Origin of the sequence: Hoeflea sp. 108, assembly GCF_000372965.1 — a bacterium.
GTDB lineage: Bacteria > Pseudomonadota > Alphaproteobacteria > Rhizobiales > Rhizobiaceae > Aminobacter.
In genome coordinates this window covers 659,915-679,835 of sequence record NZ_KB890024.1, presented here as the reverse complement: position 1 = coordinate 679,835, position 19,921 = coordinate 659,915, and the positions used below count along the sequence as shown (strand labels likewise).

21 protein-coding genes are annotated in these 19,921 nt (G+C 62.0%); 9 read left to right on the top strand and 12 right to left on the bottom strand.

Going from position 1 to position 19,921, the window contains the following annotated elements; genetic code table 11:
• Positions 1-10 precede the first annotated feature (10 nt).
• Positions 11-955, top strand: coding sequence for a glyoxylate/hydroxypyruvate reductase A (locus B015_RS0103325; protein WP_018426242.1), 945 nt, complete (start codon positions 11-13; stop codon positions 953-955).
• Between the two features lie 140 nt (positions 956-1,095).
• On the opposite strand, the gene B015_RS0103320 is transcribed toward B015_RS0103325, so the two are convergent.
• From B015_RS0103320 to B015_RS0103310, 3 genes are all read right to left on the bottom strand, one after another.
• Entirely contained in the window at positions 1,096-1,956 is an 861-nt protein-coding gene (locus tag B015_RS0103320; protein ID WP_018426241.1) for an NlpC/P60 family protein, read from the bottom strand.
• Positions 1,953-2,303, bottom strand: coding sequence for a MarR family transcriptional regulator (locus tag B015_RS0103315; RefSeq protein ID WP_018426240.1), 351 nt, complete (start codon positions 2,301-2,303; stop codon positions 1,953-1,955). The genes B015_RS0103320 and B015_RS0103315 overlap by 4 nt, the downstream gene beginning before the upstream one ends.
• 99 nt (positions 2,304-2,402) lie before the next feature.
• Complete coding sequence (locus tag B015_RS0103310) at positions 2,403-3,767, bottom strand: leucyl aminopeptidase family protein (RefSeq protein ID WP_018426239.1); 1,365 nt, start codon at positions 3,765-3,767, stop codon at positions 2,403-2,405.
• A 133-nt stretch (positions 3,768-3,900) separates the two neighbouring features.
• Between B015_RS0103310 and B015_RS0103305 the strand changes: the two genes are divergently transcribed.
• Complete coding sequence (locus B015_RS0103305) at positions 3,901-4,713, top strand: tetratricopeptide repeat protein (protein WP_018426238.1); 813 nt, start codon at positions 3,901-3,903, stop codon at positions 4,711-4,713.
• A 78-nt stretch (positions 4,714-4,791) separates the two neighbouring features.
• Here the strand turns inward: B015_RS0103305 and B015_RS0103300 are convergent, their stop codons facing one another.
• From B015_RS0103300 to B015_RS0103260, 9 genes are all read right to left on the bottom strand, one after another.
• Complete coding sequence (locus B015_RS0103300) at positions 4,792-5,808, bottom strand: type II secretion system F family protein (RefSeq protein ID WP_018426237.1); 1,017 nt, start codon at positions 5,806-5,808, stop codon at positions 4,792-4,794.
• A gap of 5 nt (positions 5,809-5,813) precedes the next feature.
• On the bottom strand, positions 5,814-6,827 hold the full coding sequence (locus B015_RS0103295) for a type II secretion system F family protein (protein ID WP_018426236.1): 1,014 nt from the start codon (positions 6,825-6,827) through the stop codon (positions 5,814-5,816).
• Positions 6,828-6,870: 43 nt separating this feature from the next.
• Positions 6,871-8,370 (bottom strand): CpaF family protein, encoded by a 1,500-nt coding sequence (locus tag B015_RS0103290; RefSeq protein WP_018426235.1) that lies wholly within the window; start codon positions 8,368-8,370, stop codon positions 6,871-6,873.
• A 28-nt stretch (positions 8,371-8,398) separates the two neighbouring features.
• Positions 8,399-9,682 carry a CpaE family protein gene (locus B015_RS0103285; protein ID WP_018426234.1) on the bottom strand — a complete coding sequence of 428 codons (1,284 nt, stop codon included), beginning with the start codon at positions 9,680-9,682 and terminating at the stop codon, positions 8,399-8,401.
• 28 nt (positions 9,683-9,710) lie between these two features.
• Positions 9,711-10,442, bottom strand: coding sequence for a CpaD family pilus assembly lipoprotein (locus B015_RS0103280; protein ID WP_026226832.1), 732 nt, complete (start codon positions 10,440-10,442; stop codon positions 9,711-9,713).
• A gap of 14 nt (positions 10,443-10,456) precedes the next feature.
• Entirely contained in the window at positions 10,457-11,935 is a 1,479-nt protein-coding gene (locus B015_RS0103275; protein WP_051091936.1) for a type II and III secretion system protein family protein, read from the bottom strand.
• Positions 11,936-11,970: 35 nt separating this feature from the next.
• Entirely contained in the window at positions 11,971-12,789 is an 819-nt protein-coding gene (gene cpaB / locus B015_RS0103270; protein ID WP_018426231.1) for a Flp pilus assembly protein CpaB, read from the bottom strand.
• Positions 12,790-12,910: 121 nt separating this feature from the next.
• Entirely contained in the window at positions 12,911-13,432 is a 522-nt protein-coding gene (locus B015_RS0103265; RefSeq protein WP_018426230.1) for a prepilin peptidase, read from the bottom strand.
• Between the two features lie 150 nt (positions 13,433-13,582).
• Positions 13,583-13,768, bottom strand: coding sequence for a Flp family type IVb pilin (locus tag B015_RS0103260; RefSeq protein ID WP_018426229.1), 186 nt, complete (start codon positions 13,766-13,768; stop codon positions 13,583-13,585).
• Between the two features lie 338 nt (positions 13,769-14,106).
• Here B015_RS0103260 and B015_RS0103255 point away from each other — a divergent pair, with 338 nt between their 5' ends.
• The 7 genes from B015_RS0103255 (at position 14,107) to rpsT (ending at position 19,534) form a co-directional block, all read left to right on the top strand.
• Positions 14,107-14,526 carry a pilus assembly protein N-terminal domain-containing protein gene (locus tag B015_RS0103255; RefSeq protein WP_018426228.1) on the top strand — a complete coding sequence of 140 codons (420 nt, stop codon included), beginning with the start codon at positions 14,107-14,109 and terminating at the stop codon, positions 14,524-14,526.
• 136 nt (positions 14,527-14,662) lie between these two features.
• A complete protein-coding gene (locus tag B015_RS0103250; protein WP_051091888.1) occupies positions 14,663-15,241 on the top strand; it encodes a TadE/TadG family type IV pilus assembly protein in 579 nt (192 codons plus the stop codon).
• The gene (locus B015_RS0103245) at positions 15,231-15,914 is read left to right on the top strand and encodes a TadE/TadG family type IV pilus assembly protein (protein ID WP_245262114.1); all 684 of its coding nucleotides are present in this window, start codon (positions 15,231-15,233) and stop codon (positions 15,912-15,914) included. The genes B015_RS0103250 and B015_RS0103245 overlap by 11 nt, the downstream gene beginning before the upstream one ends.
• A 176-nt stretch (positions 15,915-16,090) precedes the next feature.
• Positions 16,091-17,329, top strand: coding sequence for a phosphopentomutase (locus B015_RS0103240; protein WP_018426225.1), 1,239 nt, complete (start codon positions 16,091-16,093; stop codon positions 17,327-17,329).
• Complete coding sequence (gene mutM / locus B015_RS0103235) at positions 17,322-18,212, top strand: bifunctional DNA-formamidopyrimidine glycosylase/DNA-(apurinic or apyrimidinic site) lyase (RefSeq protein WP_018426224.1); 891 nt, start codon at positions 17,322-17,324, stop codon at positions 18,210-18,212. Before B015_RS0103240 ends, mutM begins: the two co-directional genes overlap by 8 nt.
• A 146-nt stretch (positions 18,213-18,358) precedes the next feature.
• Complete coding sequence (locus B015_RS0103230; protein WP_018426223.1) at positions 18,359-19,132, top strand: enoyl-CoA hydratase; 774 nt, start codon at positions 18,359-18,361, stop codon at positions 19,130-19,132.
• A gap of 135 nt (positions 19,133-19,267) precedes the next feature.
• A complete protein-coding gene (rpsT, locus tag B015_RS0103225; protein ID WP_018426222.1) occupies positions 19,268-19,534 on the top strand; it encodes a 30S ribosomal protein S20 in 267 nt (88 codons plus the stop codon).
• The last annotated feature ends 387 nt before the right edge of the window (positions 19,535-19,921 follow it).

Sequence of the window (19,921 nt, the reverse complement as noted above, 5' to 3'; positions counted from 1 at the left end):
GGACAGCAGCATGGCAGCCAAGGGCAAGATACTTCTCGCAATCACCGGTTTCAGCCCGCAGCGCTGGTACGAGATGCTGTCGGAAGAGCGCGAAGTGGTGCTCGAACCAAATGGCGAGGCCGATCCCAGCATCGAATATGCGGTCGTCTGGAAGCAGCGGCCCGGCCTGCTGGCCAAGCTGCCGAACCTCAAGGCCATCTTCTCGATCGGCGCCGGCGTCGACCATGTCTTCGCCGACACGACCCTGCCAGACGTGCCGATCGTCCGCGTCGTCGCCGACAATTTGACCCAGCACATGGTCGAATATGTGCTGTGGCGGGTGCTAGACCATCATCGCCAGGGCCAGCTCTACCGGGCACAGCAGACCAAGAAGGTCTGGCACGAGCCACCGCAGCGGCCGGCCGAGGACATCTCCGTCGGCATCATGGGGCTGGGCAATCTTGGCCGCGCCGCCGCCAACGCGCTCAGCGCCATCGGCTTCCGCGTCAATGGCTGGAGCCGCAGGCCGCAGGATGTCGCAGGTGTCACCACCTTCGCCGGCGATGTCGGGCTGGTGCCGTTCCTCAACGCCACCGACATCCTTGTCGTGCTGCTGCCTCTAACCGACACGACCAAGGGCATGGTCAATTACGGGCTGCTCAAGGAACTGCGCCGGCGCAACGGGCTCGGCGGCTCCGTGCTCATCAATGCTGGCCGTGGCAAGCTGCAGCACGACGCCGACATATTGCGCGCACTCGACGACGGCACGCTGAAGGAAGCGAGCCTCGACGTGTTCGAGGTCGAACCCCTGCCCAAGACCAGCCCGCTCTGGGGACATCCCAAGGTCTATGTGACGCCGCACGCAGCCGCGACGTCCGACCCGGCGCATCTCGTCGGGCCAATGCTCAAGCAGATGGACGCCTTTGAACGCGGCGACCCCCTGGAAAACCTGGTCGACCGCGCGGCGGGGTACTGAGGCGAATTTCCTTCTCCCAGTTTACGGGAAAAAGGTGGCCCAAAGGGCCGGATGAGGGGCTGTACCAGGCTTCTAAGGTTTGCGCCGCCCCTCAGCTGCTTGCCGGCATCCTCTCCCCGTAAACGGGGAGTGGAAAGCAGTCATGGTCGCCTGAAACCTGTCGGCCCGCCATAGAGATAGCCGATACGGTCGATGGCAGCGCGCAGGCCCTCTCGGGCGACGGTCATGGTGTGGCCGTTGGCGTGAATCATGTTTTCCGTGTCGGTCATGATTGCGACATGGCCCTTCCAGAAGACGAGGTCACCGCGCTCCAGACGCGAGAAATCAGGACCGGCGTCGACCAGCGTGCCAAGCGACGCTTCCTGCATGTCCGAATCGCGCAGCACGTTGTTGCCGGCCATGCGCATCGACAGCTGGACGAGGCCCGAGCAGTCGATGCCGAAGGCGCTGAAGCCGCCCCACAGATAAGGTGTATCGATGAGGCGTTCGGCGACCGCAACGAAATCGTCGGCGGTGGTTCCCAGCGGCGCCAGATGCTGGAGCACGATCGCCTCGCCCGACGGCAGGATGCCGTAGCTCGTGCCGCGAGTCTCGGCAAAACCGGTGACAGCGACGCGCGACCCGATCGACAGCTGGCCGCTGCGCGGGAACTTCATATCAGGTCCCGGATAGACGAAGGTCCGGAGCGCCGTCACCAGATGCGTCGGCTCGAACGTGCGGGGCGCGAGATCGGCCGATGAGACATAGCCGACATAACCGTCGCGCTCAGCCTGTAGCCATGCGAAACCTTCGGCCTCGTCGAACACCAGCACGTCGTCGCCGTGAAGCAGCTGCGTGTTGAGACCCGAATCGGGGCGCCCGGCCTTGCGGACATCGGCGACGGAGGCCGTGATGCGTGCCGGTCGGCCGGCGACGAAGCGCTGGGCTGCAACCTGCCCCTCAAGGCGAGCATCGGCAAGGTCGGGGCGGAAGGCGTGAAGGCGGCTGTCGTGGATGGTCAAATCGGAAGCTCCAGTGCTTTGGCGATGATAGCATCGCCCAAACGCTCGACATAGAGCGCGCCTTCTACCGTGCGCCTGATCAGCACGTTGCGCTTGTCGAGCTCGTCGCGGTGGCGCGACACCAGCTTGAGCGCGCCCATAGTGTCGAGAGCGCGGGTGATGACGGGCTTGCTGACGTTCAGCTTGGCGGCAAGCCCGCGCACCGTGTGCGGCGGCGGTTCGAGATAGATGGTCAACAGGATCGCCATCTGGCGCAACGTCAGGTCGGGCGCGTCGTCACGCACCTCGGACAAGGCAAACTGCTGCAGCAGTTTCAGCGACTGGCTCGGGCGCAACGCGATCGGCATTCCGCCAGCATCCACACAATCTGTTTCGGTTCCGTTTCATTCAAGAAGATTTTGAGACGGTGGCAGGGCGAAGGTATGAGCCCCCGCCCCGCCGAACGATCAGCCGAAGCGCGCCGAAATGACCTTCTCCAAGGCACGGATGGCCTGCGCCTCGCCGCCAACGGGACCGTAAGGCCGATCGGTCGGGTTCCAGGCAAAGATGTCGAAATGGGCCCAGGACGACGTCTTGTCGACGAAGCGCTTGAGGAACATCGCCGCTGTGATCGAGCCGGCGAAACCGTCAGTGGTGACATTGTTCATGTCAGCCACCTTGGACGACAGCTTGGCGTCGTAGGGCTTCCACAAGGGCATGCGCCAGATAGGGTCCTCGACGGCGAGTGATGCCGCAGCCAGTTCTGCCGCCAAGGCCTCATCGTCGGTGTAGAACGGCGGCAAGTCCGGTCCGAGTGCGACGCGCGCGGCCCCGGTCAGCGTTGCCATGTCGACCAGCAGATGCGGCTGCTCCTCGTCGGCGAGTGTGAGCGCATCGGCCAGCACGAGACGTCCCTCGGCGTCGGTATTGCCGATTTCGACCGTCAGCCCCTTGCGGCTCTGGAGCACGTCTCCGGGACGGAACGCATCGGCGGAGATCGAGTTCTCGACGGCCGGGATCAGTACTCGGAGCCGAACCTTCAGTTTCGCGCCCATGATCATCGCGGCGAGGCCGAGGACATTGGCAGCACCGCCCATGTCCTTCTTCATCAAAAGCATGCTGGATGCCGGCTTGATGTCGAGGCCGCCGGTGTCGAAGCACACGCCCTTGCCGACCAGCGTCACCTTCGGCGCATCCTCAGCCCCCCAGGTCAGGTCGATCAGGCGCGGCGCATCGGCGGAAGCGCGGCCGACGGCGTGGATCATCGGGAAATTCTGGCGAAGCAGATCATCGCCGAGCGTGACCGCAACCTGCCCGCCATGCTGCTGCGCCAGCGCCCTGACAGCACCCTCGAGCTCGGACGGCCCCATGTCGTTGGTCGGCGTGTTGACCAGATCGCGAACGAGAAAAACTGCATCGACGAGCCGCTTCAGCCGCGCACTGTCGACACCTTCAGGCACCGAAAGGCCGAGTTCCCTGCCCGGCTTCTTGCCGTAGCGGGTGAAGACATAACCGCCGAGGACCGTACCGAGAGCGGCGAGTTCCGGATGGGCCGGCTGCCGGGCAAAGTGCCAGTTGGCCACAGGCAAGCCGCGGGCGAGCGCGCCGAAGCCAAGGCCGTTCTCGTCCTTGCCGGTACCGAACAGCGCGCCGGCCAGATTGCCGTCCACCCCGGGCACGGCAAGAACCTTGCCCGCCTCGCCGGCAAAGCCATTGGCTTCGGCCCAGGCACGTATGGCCGGCTGCAACCCGGCCTGCTCCAGGCCATCCTTGGCCACCAGGTGGATTGGCAGGGCATCGTCTGGCTTGGCATCGAGAAGTTCGACCGGCATTTCCTTATCCTTCGCTGTCGGATGTCACGTCACATCAGGACGCCCTTAACCATCCGTTAGGGTTAACAGATTATTTCTCCAAGGCGGGAAGATGGCCGGCGAACGGCCGCGGACGAATGGAGAGCTAGCTCCGATGTTGACCAATCGCTCGATGAACGCAACGGGAAAACGCCTTGCGAGAGCGGCCTTCGTGACGCTGTTGATGGCGGGCGTCGCCGGTTGCGGCACCAGCAAGATGACCACCGGCTCGATCTCGCGCTCGGGCGCCGCAGTCGACCAGATGTCGACCGGTTCGCTGCCCGGCTCCTCCACCGAGCTTGGGCGCAAATATGCCAGCGATCCCAACAACAAGCCGGTTGCCCTGCAATACGCAACCGCCCTTCAGGTCAAGGGCCAGACCGACCAGTCGCTGGCAGTGATGCGCAAGCTCGCCATCGGCTATCCCAAGGATCGGGACGTGCTCGCCGCCTATGGCAAGGCACTGGCAGCATCGGGCGAACTCCAGCCGGCGCTCAGCGCCGTGCGCCGCGCCCAGACCCCTGAATATCCCGACTGGAAGCTGGTCTCGGCGGAGGCCGCCATCCTCGACCAGCTCGGCCAGACGCAGGAAGCCCGCAATCTCTACCGCAAGGCGCTCGACCTGCAGCCGAACGAACCTTCGATCCTGTCCAATCTCGGCATGTCCTATGTGCTCGAGGGCGACCTGAAATCGGCAGAAACCTACCTGCGTTCGGCTGTCTCGCAGCCCGGCGCCGACAGCCGCGTTCGCCAGAACCTCGCGCTGGCTGTGGGACTGCAGGGCCGTTTCGACGAGGCCGAACAGATCGCCGGCCAGGAGCTTTCGCCCGAACAGGCCCAGGCCAACGTAGCCTATCTTCGTTCGATGCTGTCGCAGCAGAATGCTTGGAACCAGATCAAGTCCGAAGGCAAGTCGAAGAAGAACTGACCCTAAGGACAGCGACCGAATCAAAAAAAAAGCCGCGTCGACCGACGCGGTTTTTTCATTCCTCAAATAGCAGTCGCCCTACTCACTGCTGGCGTGCGGCTGGTCGCCGAAGAGACCGCGCTGGCTGATCTGGATGCCGGCCGGCCCCAGAATGATGGCGAACAGCACCGGCAGGAAGAACAGGATCATCGGCACGGTGAGCTTCGGCGGCAGCGCGGCCGCCTTCTTCTCGGCCGCTGTCATGCGCATGTCGCGGCTTTCGCTTGCAAGCACGCGCAATGCCTGGGCGACCGGTGTGCCGTAGCGCTCCGCCTGCACCAGCGCCTGGGTGACTGATTTCACGGTGTCCAGGCCGGTCCGGGACGCAAGGTTTTCATAGGCAATGCGGCGTTCGCTGAGATAGGACAGCTCGGCATTGGTGAGCACGAACTCTTCGGCGAGATCGACCGATTGGGAGCCGATCTCGTCGGCAACCTTGCGCAGCGCCGCCTCGACCGACATGCCAGATTCGACGCAGATCAGCATCAGGTCCAGCGCGTCGGGCCAGGCCTGCTGGATCGACTGCTTGCGCTTGGTGGCCCGATTGGAGACGTAGAGCACCGGCAGGTAGAAGCCGACATAGGCCATCAGGATGCAGACAAACAGCTTCATGAACAGCGGTTTGTCCGCGACACCGCCGAGCAGGAACACGTAGACCAAGCCGAACGCAAAGCCGACAATGGGCAACACCAGGCGGAAAAACAGAAAACGCGTCAGGGGGTTCTGGCCGCGGAAGCCCGCTACCTTCAGCTTGTTGAGCGTGCCTTCGTCGACAAGTGCGCGACGCAGGTCCAGCCGCTCGACGATAGAACGCATCTTGATCGATTGCTGCTCGCGGAGGCCGCGTTGCCTGCGGTCGGATTCGGCCGCAAAGCGAACACGCTGCTTGGCACGCAGTTCTTCGCGTTCGAGCGCCACGGCCTTCATGCGCGCCTTGAGCGGATTGCCCATAAGCGACGGCATGGCAGTGAAAACGGTTGCGAACACGGCGATGCCGACCAGCAATGCGATCAGGAATGACGGATCGGTGAGCGCCTTGACGACTTGATCGGTCATTCCCGCTAGACCTCGAAATTCATCATCTTGCGCATGACAAAGATGCCGATCGACATCCAGATGCCGGAGATGCCCAGGATAAGATGGCCCGTGCTCGTGACGAACAGGGGCATGATGTAGTTGGGGCTCGACAGATAGACGAGGGTCGCGACGATGATCGGCAAGGCGCCGATGATCGCAGCTGAGGCCTTCGCTTCCATCGAAAGCGCCTGGACCTTGGCCTTCATCTTCTTGCGATCACGCAACACGCGCGACAAGTTGCCCAGCGCCTCGGAGAGATTGCCACCGGCCTGGGCCTGGATCTGGATGACGATGCCGAAGAAACCCGCTTCGGGGCACGGCATGGTCTCTGTCATGCGCAAAGCGGCATCCGGGATCGAAACGCCCACTTGCTGAGCCTCGACCATGCGCCGGAATTCTCCGCGCACTGGCTCCGGCGATTCCGACGCGATCAGGCGGATACCGTCATTCAGCGGAAGGCCGGACTTCACCGCGCGCACGATGATGTCGAGGGCATTGGGAAACTCTTCGAGGAACTGTTTGACCCGACGATTGCGATGGAAGGCGACAAACCAGCGCGGCAGGCCGACCGCACCGACAAGCAGGCCGCCCGGCAGCAGGATCAACGGCGCACCGAGGATAAACAGCAGGGCAGTTACAGCAACGCCTGCCACAGCCGAGTAGATGTAGAAACGCTCCATGGTCACCTGAAGGCCGGCCTGGCGGATCTGCACCTTAATCGGAGGCTTCCTGATGTTGCGATCCTTGGCCTTCTGCTTCTCCTCAAGCTCCTTGAGGGAGTCCTGGACGGACTTGCGGCGCTTGGCTATTTCGGCGGTGCGATCACGCGAGGCCCTGACCACCGAACGGTCGGTCTCGGCCTGGCGAATGGTCGACAGCCGGCGCTCGGTGTTGCTCTCGCTCTCAATGCGCCTGTACAGGAACGCATAGGCGACCAGCCCGGCGCTCAGGCCGGCGAGGACGATGAAAAGCAGCATCGTGGGGTCGAGCCCGAACATGATGGACTAGCTCCCCGCGTGCCTGAGATCGGACTCCCGCATGTCAGGCAGCTCCTTTCTCCATGGCTTCCAACGCCGTCGCCAACCGCGATTCCTCGCCATAGTAGCGAGCACGCTCCCAGAAATGCGGGCGGCCGATGCCGGTGGAGACGTGGTGCCCCAACAGGCGACCGCTCTGGTCCTCGCCCTTGATGTTGTAGAGGACGAGATCCTGGGTGATGATGACATCACCTTCCATACCGATCACCTCGGTGATGTGGGTGATACGGCGCGAGCCGTCCCGGAGGCGGGCAGCCTGGATGATCACGTCGACGGAGCCGACGATGATCTCGCGCACGGTCTTCTGCGGCAGCGAAAAGCCGCCCATGGCGATCATCGATTCGATGCGGTTCAGGCATTCACGCGGGCTGTTGGAGTGGATCGTGCCCATCGAGCCGTCGTGGCCGGTATTCATCGCTTGCAGCAGATCGAAGACCTCAGGTCCGCGCACCTCGCCGACGATGATGCGTTCGGGACGCATGCGCAGGCAGTTCTTGACGAGGTCGCGCATTGTCACCTCGCCCTCGCCTTCAAGGTTGGGCGGACGCGTTTCAAGACGCACGACATGCGGCTGCTGCAGCTGCAGTTCGGCCGAGTCCTCGCAGGTGATGATGCGCTCTTCGCGATCGATATAGTTGGTCAGGCAGTTGAGCAGCGTCGTCTTGCCCGAACCGGTACCGCCTGAAATGACGATGTTGCAGCGGACGCGTCCAATGATCTTCAGCACCTCCGCCCCCTGCGGCGAGATGGCGCCGAACTTGACCAACTGGTCGAGTGTCAGCTTGTCCTTCTTGAACTTGCGGATGGTGAGCGCCGTACCGTCGATCGACAGCGGCGGAGCGATGACATTGACGCGGGAGCCGTCAGGCAGGCGCGCATCGCAGATCGGCGAGGATTCATCGACGCGACGGCCGACCTGGCTGACGATGCGCTGGCAGATGTTGAGCAACTGCTGATTGTCGCGGAAGCGGATGTTGGTCTGCTCGACCTTGCCGTTGACTTCGATATAGACGTTCTTGGCGCCGTTCACCATGATGTCGGCGATCTCGTCGCGCGCCAGCAGCGGCTCGAGCGGACCGTAACCCAGCACGTCGTTGCAGATGTCCTCGAGCAGCTCCTCCTGCTCGGCGATCGACATCGCGAAGTTCTTGATGGCGATGATGTCGTTGACGATGTCACGGATTTCTTCACGCGCACTGTCGGGATCAAGTTTGGCGAGTTGCGACAGATCGATGGTGTCGATCAGCGCCGAGAAAACCTGGCTCTTGGTATCGTAATAATTGTCGCTGCGCTCGCGCTGAGGCTTGCGTGGCTCGTGTGCGAAAGCCGGCGTGGACTCGACCATGCGACGTGGAGCGGCGACGGGCGCTGCCGGCGCAGGTGCAGCCGGGCGCGGCGCTGCCAGGGTGTCGGCGGGTGGTGCGGCGGGCGACGGCTGCGTCGCAAGCGGACGGAAACTCGGTGCCGAACGGCCGCCGTCGTCATTTCCTCTCTTGCCAAACATGATCGCCTGCTACCTCCGCCTGACGGCATCACTTCTTCCGGGACTTGAGCCGAGCGAGAACTCCACCCAATCCGGTCTGCTTCTTGACCTTTGCTTCCGAACGTCCGGTCAGCACATGTGCGATCTCGTTGATCATCTGCGTGACCGGGCTCTTGGCATCCATTTCGCCGATCATGCGGCCATTGTTGGCAGCATTGCCGAACAGCAGCGGGTCAAAGGGGATCACCGACATCGGAACGATGCCGAGCGGTTCGGCAAAATCGGCTGCCGATATCTCCGGGCGCTTGGGCATGCCGGCCTGGTTGAGGATGAGGCGCGGCGGTGGATCGTTCGGCCGCAGGCGCTTGAGCATGTCGACAAGGTTCTTGGTGTTGCGCAGGTTGGTCAGCTCCGGCGTCGCGGTGATCACCACCTCGTCGGCCCTGACGAGCGTGGTCTTGCTCCACCCGCTCCAGATATGGGGAACATCGAGCACCAGCAGCGGCGTCGTGCGCTGGGCGACATCGATGATCGGCGAGAAGGCCTCGGGATCGAAATCGTAGACCCGCTCGAGCGTCGACGGGGCCGCAAGCAAAGACAGGTGCTCCGCGCACTGCGCCAGCAGGCGGTCGAGATAGACTTCGTCCACGCGCTCGGGCGCGAACACGGCCTCGGCGATACCCTGCGCGGGATCCTGGTCGAAGTTGATGTTGGCAGTGCCGAAGGCCAGGTCCAGATCGGCGACGACGACTTCCGACTTGAACAGGCTCGACATCGCCCAGGCGACATTGTGGGCAATGGTCGAGGAACCGACACCGCCCTTGGCGCCGACGAAAGCGATCGAGCGGCCGATCGGCTCGGCTTCGGGGTCGACGAAGATGGAGGAGATGACGCTGACAATGTCGGCGGTCGACATCGGCGCCACGACATATTCGGACACGCCCGAGCGGATCAACTCGCGATACAGCGCCACGTCGTTGTAATGACCGATCACGACGACCTTGGTGGTCGGGTCGCAGAACTCGGAGAACTGATACAGCGCGTCGAGCAGGCCCTTGGGCTCACGGCGCGATTCGAGAATGATCAGGTTCGGCGTCGGCGAGCTGCGATAGACGTCGATAGCCGTCTCGATGCCGCCCATGTGCACCTGCAGATGGGCCTTGGCCATGCGCCGGTCTTCGCCAGCTCTTTCTATGGGCCCGGAAACGCTTTCGGTTTCGCAGAATGCCTGGATCGAAATACGCGGCACAGGCCGAAGCGCCTGCATCACAGCCATATCCTGCTGCGACAGCTCCGCATTCTCGGACTGGGAATCGTAGGCCAGGTTGCTCATTTTCCCGTTCTTCCCGTAACTGGCACGATCAATAAGTCACTTCCGACGCGTCGATGAATTCGCCTGTGATCGCGCGCTTGCGATAGACATCGATCACCACGCCACGGTTTTCGGCGTCGATCGCTGTCTGCTTGCGCGGCCCCAGCAGGTCGGCCGGATTTGCGAGCTGAGCGGCAAGGTTGTTCTGATACGAGCAACCGAAATTGGCGTAGTGCTTGTTCTCGGCCGTGTTCAAAACGTCCTCGGGCCAGCTGCCGCAGCGATCTGTCTGGGCGCGCATGGCGGTATAGGTCACGCGGATCGGCGACGCCGCGTCCGCATAGGCCGCCTGGTAACGGACGATGGAAATACGGTTCGACGGCACGCCGTTCTTGGCAGCTATGCGCATCAGTTCGCGCGAGACCGTCGTGGCGGCCATATCGTTGGAAGCGCCTGTTGGCGCCATGATGGTCAGAGCAGGCGAGGTGCGACGGTCATATTCGCTGAGATAGCCGACGAAGGTCTCCGCCTGCCCCCTGGAAATGCCGCGGTCTGTGTTGCCGACCGGAATGTCGATCGTCTGGTTCTTTTCGGCGATGACGATCGGATGGTTGGTGCGGTAGTCATCCGGAATGGAACCGACCACGACGCTGTCGCGATTGGTGGCGCAGCCGGCGAGGAGCGCAACCGCGGCGGCCGCAAGAAGCGGGCGGACGATGCGCGACATTTCCGATCCCTTGCGGGCGGTCTTCTGCGCGGCGTTGATTGTTGCCTGAGACATGCCCCGATCCCCGATCATTTGTAGATGAAGCCGACGACGCCGTGATAGCGGCCCATGGGCTTGTCCGTCTTCATCGTGCCGTAGACACGATTGACGCGGCCAAGGAACATGCCGGCGCCGTCGCTGGCGGCGTTGAAATTGTCGTCTGGCCTGGCCAGTTCGTTGCGCGCCACCGGGCGGGCCAGATAGGGCGTCACAATGATCACCAGTTCGGATTCATTGCGAACGAAGTCGCGGCTGCGGAACAGAGTGCCGAGCACGGGAATCTTGGACAGCCCCGGCAGGCCGTTGATGGCCTGGCGCATGTCATCACGCACCAGGCCGGCGATCATCATCGAACCGCCGGATGGAAGTTCAACGGTGGTATCGGCCAGTCGCTTGCGGATGGACAGTGCAGTCATGCCCGGCTTGTTGAAGGCGTCACCCCGCCTGAAGCCGCCGGAAAGACTGACCGAACCTTCCGTGGTCGGCTCTGAAACAGACGTACGGATCTTCAGGCTGATACGCCCCGGCGACAGCACGACCGGCTGGAACTCCAACCCGATGCCGTAGTCGATCTTCTCAATCTCATAGGTATTGCCGTCCTTCTGATTGGTGACGATATTGTACTCGCCGCCCACCTTGAACGTTGCCTTTTCACCCGAGATTGCCGTCAGCGTCGGCTCGGCCAGCGTCTTCATCACGCCGGCCTGTTCCATTGCGTTGACATAGGCGTCCAGCAGGGACGTACCGAGCGATATCTGCGAAGCACCCAGCGGCTTGCCGAGGCCAGGGATGCTGTCGCTGATCGCGCCCCAGCTGATGCCGTTCGCTTCACCCGAACCAATCATGTTGACACCAAGCTGCTTCATCACCGTGCGGCTGACTTCAGCCACGGTGACCTTGAGCATCACCTGGTCCTCGCCGATGATCTGCAGGAGGTTGACGATCTTGCTCTTCTGGCGGACCTGGTCGGGATTGTTGATATCGACGCCACCATTCTGCGAACCACCGGACGCGGTCTGCGAGTATTGGCCCGTAGTCGCTTCACCGCCTGTGACAAAGATCGTTGCCAGGTCTACCGCACGCTTGGAGTCAAGCGGCGTATCGACCGTGCCGGTCAGGACGACGTTGTCGTTGATCAGTTCGACCTTGATCTGCGAATTGGGAATGAAACGCTTGATGTAGTCCTCGAGGCCGGCGACGTCGCGCTCTACGGCCAGATCGAGGCTGACGATCTGTTCACCGTTGGGGCCGAAGACGAAGATGTTGGTCTGTCCGACGGCCTTGCCGAACAAATAGATGCGGCGCGCCGTGCGGGTGACGGCATCGGCGACCGTCGGGTTGGCGACCAGGATGTCATAGGCGTCCGACGGCAGGTCGATGACCACCGATTTGTTGAGGCCGAGCTTGACGCGTTGGCTCGCTGTGTTCGATCCCACCTGGGCCCGCGATGCAGCCTCGGCGGTTGCCGGTGCAAATGCCGCAGGCTCAGCTGCGAGGGTAGCGATCATCGCGACGGTCGTGGCGAGCAGTCTCGTGCAGGACTTCATTTCTGTACTCCCGATTCCGAGATTTCGCCCGACTTGATGAGGCGCACGGTGCCTCGCCTGCCGCTGCTGGAGACGAGGTAGTCGGCCTCTGTCAGGTCCTTCTGCTGAGCGTCTGCCACCGAACGGAGTGCCAGGGTCAATCTGTCGGCCATCTGCTGGGCGACGGTGATGATCTCAGCCTGCTGCGCCGTCAGTTCCAGCGTGGCTGTTTGGCCCACCTTTACCTTCTTCCCCTCCTCATCCTCCTGGATGGTCTGGTCGATCGCCAAAACCCGGATGTTCTGCAGGATTGTTTCGGTGGTGAAGCCGGCGCCGGATTTGGAAGCATCGTTTCGGCGCGTCATGATGACGTCGACATAGTCGTTCGGCAGGATGAAACCACCGGCCGACGTATCCGCCGAAATCGTTGTCGCAACTGCTCGCATGCCTGCCGGCAACACCGACGACATGAAACTCTGACCTTCGCCGACAAGCTTCGACTTGCGCAGCGGCTCACCGCTGTACATCGTCAGCCGCGCGACGGAACTTTTGAGCTTTTCAACCGCATCCGGGTCTGTGCTGCGGGTAATGAAGGCAGGATTGACCGCATCGCTCGGCCAGGGCTGCCAGGCGATGTTGCTTTCGATCACGCCCCCCATCGGCACGTCGCCTGTGAGCACGAGAACGTCGGTAAGTGCAATCTGGGGCTGCTGCTGCACGCTGGATTCGACAGCGGCCTCGGGCGGAGGTGGCGCGGACATGTTCTTGGCCACATAGCCAGCACCGCCCGCAGCGGCCACTGCCACGCCAAGTATCATCAGTCGCGATGCAGCCATTGTCCGAACCTCGCCCTGGCAACCCATGAAGCCAAGCCGGACTTTGACTAGACAAACGTCAAATTATGGTTAACGCGATGCTTATGGACATGATTAACGGACAGTTACCCGTCAGATCGCATCATTGTGCCGAAAGTCGCTCGATAGCCCAGACCATCAGCGGAGACGAGGGATAAGTGAGAAGACCGGCGATCCCCAGAGCGATCCCGTAAGGCACTCCACCAGCGTCCTTGGACAGATTCCTGAACACAACGCGCTGACTTGTGACGGCCGAAAGCATGGAGCTGCGATAGGCCAGGATAGCAAGTGTCAGAAAACCACCGAGCACGGCGGCGGTCAGCAGATATTGCATCAAGGGGATGCCGAACCCCATCCAAACCCCGGTTGCAGCAATCAGCTTGGCATCGCCGCCGCCCATTCCACCCAGTGCGAACAGCGAAAAGGTCACCAGCAACAACAGGCCGCCGGCGGCGAAATGCATTCCAACCTCGACCCAGCCCATGCCAGTGAGGGGCGCGACGACAAGGAAAACGCCGAGCAACAACAATGAGACACGGTTGGCAATAGTCATCGACATGATATCGGACAGCGCCGAATAGACCATGCAGAACGGAAAGACGACCAGGATCAGCGCTTCGAGCATCGAGAGACCCAATTGCTAGCTTGAGGAACAACTCTATGGCCAGCGGATTAATCTGACGTGAAGTCGCTCAAGCGCCCATAAATGCAAGAAGGCCGCCAAAGGCGGCCTTCTGTGCGCACCTAACAAGTACGCTGTTTGACAGATATTAACTTACGGGGTGGTGGTACCAGCAGCGTCGATCTTGCTCGAGATCGTCGTGAACTTCGTGTTCAGCGACGTACCGACAAAGCCGGCACCGGCGATGATGGCAACTGCGATGAGGGCGGCGATCAGACCGTATTCGATGGCGGTCGCGCCGGATTCGTCCTTCACAAAACGTGCGATGAGTTTCGACATCGTATGCTCCTTGCTCCGTGTTACAGCACTTCCGTCACGATTTCTTTTGTCGTTGATCGGATGACTGCAACCTATCGGGGAGCCGTTTCGATCGACTTAAGAAACAGCCTTAGCGAAACCTTTCAGAGTGCATTGCAGCCGCGTGGTTAACCGCCAGCTAAAGTAATCGGCGCGATTTGTGCGGGCAATTTGGATGGCTTCGCCGAGACCGGGCCAACTGAACTGGCCGCCCTCAATTCACCCAAGAGTTGAGGCCCCAAACGGCTTAACCCTTGGTTCACCAAAATCGTTCATCTTCCGTTGAGCAGCCTGTCCGTCCAGTCACCAGAGGCATTTCAATGGCAAGGTCGAGAACCCTCATTTGGGCATTCGTCGTCATCGCGTCGGCGAGCGCGGCCATTCCTGCGTTGGCTGGAGCCGGCATCGAAGTGACAATGAACCAGGCCAAGATTGTCCGGCTGGCAAGGCCCGCCGACACCATCGTGGTTGGCAACTCTGCCATCGCCGATGCCTCGGTCCAGGACGCATCGACGATCGTTCTCACCGGCAAAGGCTTTGGCGTCACCAATCTGGTTGTGCTCGACGCCGAAGGCACGCCGATCGTCGACGAGCAGGTGACCGTCAGCCGGCACGCCGCGTCGTCGGTTCGCATCTACAGGCGTTCCGAAGTGCAAACCTTGTCGTGTACGCCATATTGCGAAGGTGCTTTCAAGAGCGATGCCGAACGCATGTCGGAAAGCGAGATGAGCGGCCAATAAGGCTTGCGGCGTCCGACGACATCGACGGCCTTTCGTTAGCGCACGGTAAAGATATTCAGTGTAATTTTCCGTTTCATCCAAACTCGGCCTAAATGGCTTTCCGCTAATGTCCGCCGGGCAATGGGGCGGCCTGGATATGAACGGCACTGCAACTTCAATGAATCAGCACGAAAAAACCGAGCGACGGGGGTTCTTCGCGCGGTTCTTGCGTGACCGGAACGGTAGCGTCGCAGTCGAATTCGTCATGCTCGCGATCCCTTTTTCGATGCTCGTTTTTGCAATCCTTGAAAGCTGTATTGCGTTCGCCGGCCAGCAAGTGCTGTCGAATGCGGTCGACGAGGTAGCGCGCGAACTGCGTACCGGCCAGGTCAGCAGGAATGACGTCAACGAGATCGTGATCAAGCAGAAGATCTGCGGCCGTCTCGAAGTGCTCGTCGCCAAGGGATGTCCCGGCTTGTTGGTCGACCTGCGCAGCTACGCGACGTTTGCCGATGCGGCCAAAGAACGGATCAAGCTGACCAGTGACAGAGACATCGACACAACAGGCTTTGGCGTCGCACCAGGCCCGGCGCTGTCCAAGAACATGTTGCGGGTATTCTACAAATGGCCCGTCATCACCGACTTCATGCGCGCCTCCATGTCGAACCTGAAGGACAATTACACGCTGCAGTTCGCCACTGCCACATGGCAGAACGAGCCGTTCAATGACAACTGACCCGAACCTCGAGCCTGGAGAAATTCAGACAATGAAAAGGCGCGCATTCCTGGCCGGGATCGAGGCGATCGGCGGGTCTGTAACGGCATGGTTCAGGCACGCCGGAAAGCTGGCCTCCGATCGACGCGGCGTTGCAGCAATCGAGTTCGCGTTCGTCGCGCCAATCATGCTCTGCCTGTACTTCGTCACGATGGAAGTCTCCCAGGCGATCGAAATCAACAAGAAGGTCAGCCGTGTCGGCTCCATGGTTGCCGATCTGGTCACCCAGCAGCAGGATATTTCCGTTTCCGAGGTCAACGGCGTGCTGAAGATCGGCGAGTCGATCCTGCAGCCCTACAATCGCAGTTCAGGCAAGATCACCATCACCGCCATCGAGATGTCGACCGATGCCACCCCGACTGTAAAGGTCGCATGGTCGCGGAAACTCGTCGATGGAGTTACCAGCACGGCCCTCCCCAAGGGGACGCCGACCACCGTTCCGCCTGCCCTGCTGACCCCCGGCGGTTTCCTGATCCGAGTCGACAGCGATCTTGATTACAAGCCTGTCATCGCCTGGGCTGCAGAGGACAAACCGGTGCTGGGCCTTGCAGCGGCATTCGACACCATTCCCATGACCGAAACCTACTATCTGCGCCCGCGCCAAAGCGCTACCGTGCCCTGCGCTGACTGCTGAAGTCCCCCGGAAGACCGGTCGACTGCCGTCGGCCTCGGTTGGCGCGTGCCGCCCGATTGCCAAGTCAGGCAGCTGATCTTATGTCTGGACGAGAGCAATTCCGGGAAAAGTATAAAGCGGTTTTCCATCCGGAATTGCGTCAAGACAATGAGCCGGCAACCGGGAACCCGACATAGATGGCGCGTGCATTCCTGTTCGTACTGGATTCCTTCGGCATCGGCGGCGCGGCCGACGCCGAGCTGTTCGGCGATACCGGCTCCAACACGTTCCGCCACATAGCGAGCGCTTGCGCCGAAGGCCGCGGTGAACGTGAAGGCCTGCGCAGCGGACCTCTACATATTCCGAACATGACGGCGCTCGGCCTCGGCGAAGCGTCGAGGATCGCGACCGGCTTCAGGTTCGGCGGCGACACCGGGCTTGCCCCCGGCGCCGTCTTTGGCGCGGCACAGGAGATCTCCAGTGGCAAAGACACGCCGTCGGGTCACTGGGAAATGGCCGGCGTGCCCGTGACCTTCGACTGGGGCTATTTCCCGCAAGAAGTTCCGGCCTTTCCCGCATCGCTGACGGACGCGATCATCCGCGAAGGCGAGGTGCCCGGCATCCTCGGTGATTGCCATGCGTCGGGCATCGAGATCATTGAGCGCTTCGGCGAGGAGCATGTCCGCACCGGCAAGCCGATCTGCTACACGTCAGTCGACTCCGTCCTCCAGATCGCCGCCCATGAGACCCATTTCGGCCTCGAGCGGCTCTACGAGCTCTGCAAGGTGGTGCGCCGTCTCGTCGATCCGCTCAACATCGGCCGAGTTATCGCCCGCCCCTTCATTGGCGAGAGCCGCGAGACCTTCGAGCGCACGCCGAACCGCAGGGATTACGCCACGCCGCCGCCTGAGCCGACGCTGCTCGATCGCCTGACCGAGCGAGGCAGCAAGATGATCGCCATCGGCAAGATCGGCGACATCTTCGCCCATCGCGGCATCTCCGAAGTGCGCAAGGGCGTCGGCAACATGGCAATGTTCGACAAGGCGCTCGGTGCCATGGACGATGCCGGCGACGGCGATCTGGTCTTTGCCAATTTCGTCGACTTCGACACCGAGTTCGGCCATCGCCGCGACGTGCCTGGCTATGCCGCAGCGCTTGAAGCCTTCGACAGGCGCATTCCCGAAGCATTGGCAAAGCTCAGGCCCGGCGACCTCATCATCTTCACCGCCGATCACGGCAACGATCCCACCTGGCGCGGCACCGACCATACGCGCGAGCGCATCCCTGTCATCGGCCTGGCGCCTGGCCTTGCCGGCGGCGACGTCGGGCTCAGGCTCAGCTTTGCCGATATAGGTGCGACCGTCGCCGAACATCTTGGCCTGCCCGCTGGTCGGCACGGAACCTCATTCTTGAAATCGATCGACGCCCATGCCTGAACTGCCCGAAGTCGAAACCGTCCGGCGTGGTCTGCAGCCGGTGCTCGAGGGCGCGCGCATCGAGCGTGTCGAGACCCGCAGGCCAAACCTGCGCTACCCCTTCCCCGAGCGCTTCTCGGAACGGCTTGCCGGCCACCGGATCGCCTCCCTCGGCCGCCGCGCCAAATACCTGACCGCCGACATCGAGGACGGACCGCTGCTCATCTGCCATCTCGGCATGTCCGGCTCGTTCCGCATCGAGATCGAGGCGGACGGCACGGCGCCCGGCACGTTCCACCACGAACGCTCCAAGTCGGAAGCCCACGACCATGTCGTCTTCCATGTCGAGGACGCCAAGGGCGCACCGGCCCGCGTGGTTTTCAACGACCCCCGACGCTTCGGCTTCATGCTGTTTGCCGAGCGCAACGGCACGGAACATCCCATGCTCGCCGGCCTCGGCATCGAGCCGACCGGCAACAGCCTCGACGGCGCGCTGCTGGCGGAACTCTTCCGCGACAAGAAGGCGCCGCTGAAGGCCGCACTGCTCGACCAGCGGCTGATCGCCGGCCTCGGCAACATTTATGTCTGCGAGGCGCTGTGGCGCGCGGGCCTGGCGCCGACGCGTGCTGCCGGCAGCATCGCTGGATCGGGCAAGGCGGCCCGCGCGAAAGCAGAGTTGCTGGCGACGTCGATCCGCGACGTCATTGCGGATGCCATTGCCGCTGGCGGCTCGTCGCTGCGCGACTATATCCACACGGACGGTTCGCTCGGCTACTTCCAGCATTCCTTCTCGGTCTACGACCGGGAGGGCGAGCCCTGCACGCACAGCGGCTGTGCGGGCCATGTCGAGCGCATCGTCCAGAGCGGCCGTTCAACCTTCTATTGCCGCCAGTGCCAGCGTTAAGATAGAGCGGAGCCACATCTGGTTGCACCTACAGCGCCGCGCATCCAATTGGACGTGCAAAGGACGCTGTAGCATATTGAAATCTGTGCATGATCCTTTCCGAAAAACGATCCCGTTTTTCGGGGTCATGCACTAGGGAGAGCGGCATGGCCTTTGAAACCATCATCGTCGAGACACGCGGCAAGGTCGGGCTGATCACCCTCAACCGCCCGAAGGCGCTCAATGCGCTGAACTCCCAGGTGCTGTCAGAACTTCTCGCCGCAACCGCGGCCTTCGAGGCCGATCCCGCTATCGGCGCCATGGTCATCACCGGCTCGGAGAAGGCCTTCGCCGCCGGCGCCGACATCAAGGAGATGCAGGCGAAGTCCTATGTCGACGCCTACATGGAGGATTTCTTCTCCGGCTGGGAAGTCTTCGCCCGCAACCGCAAGCCGATGATTGCCGCGGTTGCCGGCTATGCGCTGGGCGGCGGCTGTGAGCTCGCCATGATGTGCGATTTCATCATCGCTGCCGACAGCGCCAAGTTCGGCCAGCCCGAGATCACGCTGGGCGTCATGCCCGGCATGGGTGGCTCGCAGCGACTCACCCGCTTTGTCGGTAAGTCGAAGGCGATGGACATGTGCCTGACCGGGCGGATGATGGATGCCGCCGAAGCCGAGCGCTCGGGGCTGGTGTCGCGCGTCGTGCCGGCGGGCGAGCTGATCGAGGAGGCGATGAAGGCCGCCACCAAGATCGCCGACTTCTCGCTGCCGGCCGTGATGATGTGCAAGGAGGCGGTCAACCGCACCTACGAACTCACGCTCGCCGAGGGCCTGCGTTTCGAACGCCGAGTCTTCCACTCTATGTTCGCGCTCGAAGACCAGAAGGAAGGCATGGCGGCATTTGCCGAGAAAAGGTCTGCGAATTTCCGCAACCGTTGACTTGAATCGCGTTGACGCGCCGGGCAAGCTGAACTATAAGCCGCACCAACCGAGGCGGCCTCAGGGACGCCCGAGCAGTTTTTGCGCTCCGCGGGAACCCGCTCGCGCCACCACAGAGATCAGAAGAGAGGCACAATGGCCAACACCTCCTCGGCCAAGAAGGCTACCCGCAAGATTGCCGCTCGTACCGCGGTGAACAAGAACCGTCGGTCGCGCGTCCGCACCTACCTCCGCAAGGTCGAGGAAGCCCTGGCTTCCGGCGACAAGGCCGCCGCTCAGGCCGCCTTCGTTGCAGCCCAGCCGGAACTGATGCGCGCTGCCACCAAGGGCGTGCTGCACAAGAACACTGCCTCGCGCAAGGTTTCGCGACTGGCACAGCGGGTCAAGGCGCTTTCCGCCTAAGCCCTGCAAGCAATTGGATTTCTGAGGAACCCGGCCTAACCAGCCGGGTTTTTCTTTGTCTGAAAAAGCCTCAAAAAGCAGTTCCAAGCAGGCCCTCCGGGACACCTTTGAGGCCTCAAGAAGTTTGCCGGCATATGCGGCTATTCTCATAAGTACAACTGCCACAAGCAGCCTCGCCCCAGACTCACCGTGGCAGAAATTCACCTTTAGATTCATATAGTTGTGAATGGTCATCCACAGCTTGTTCAAGTCCCTGCCGGACTCTGGGGGACAAGTTGGTGTCAAGCGGATTCTTTTAAAATTTTTTGCCACGGGCGCAGGTTTTTTTCGCGCACCGGAAAAGGTTTTGAATCACAACGGCTTTGGCTCCGCAGAGCCTCTTCAGGG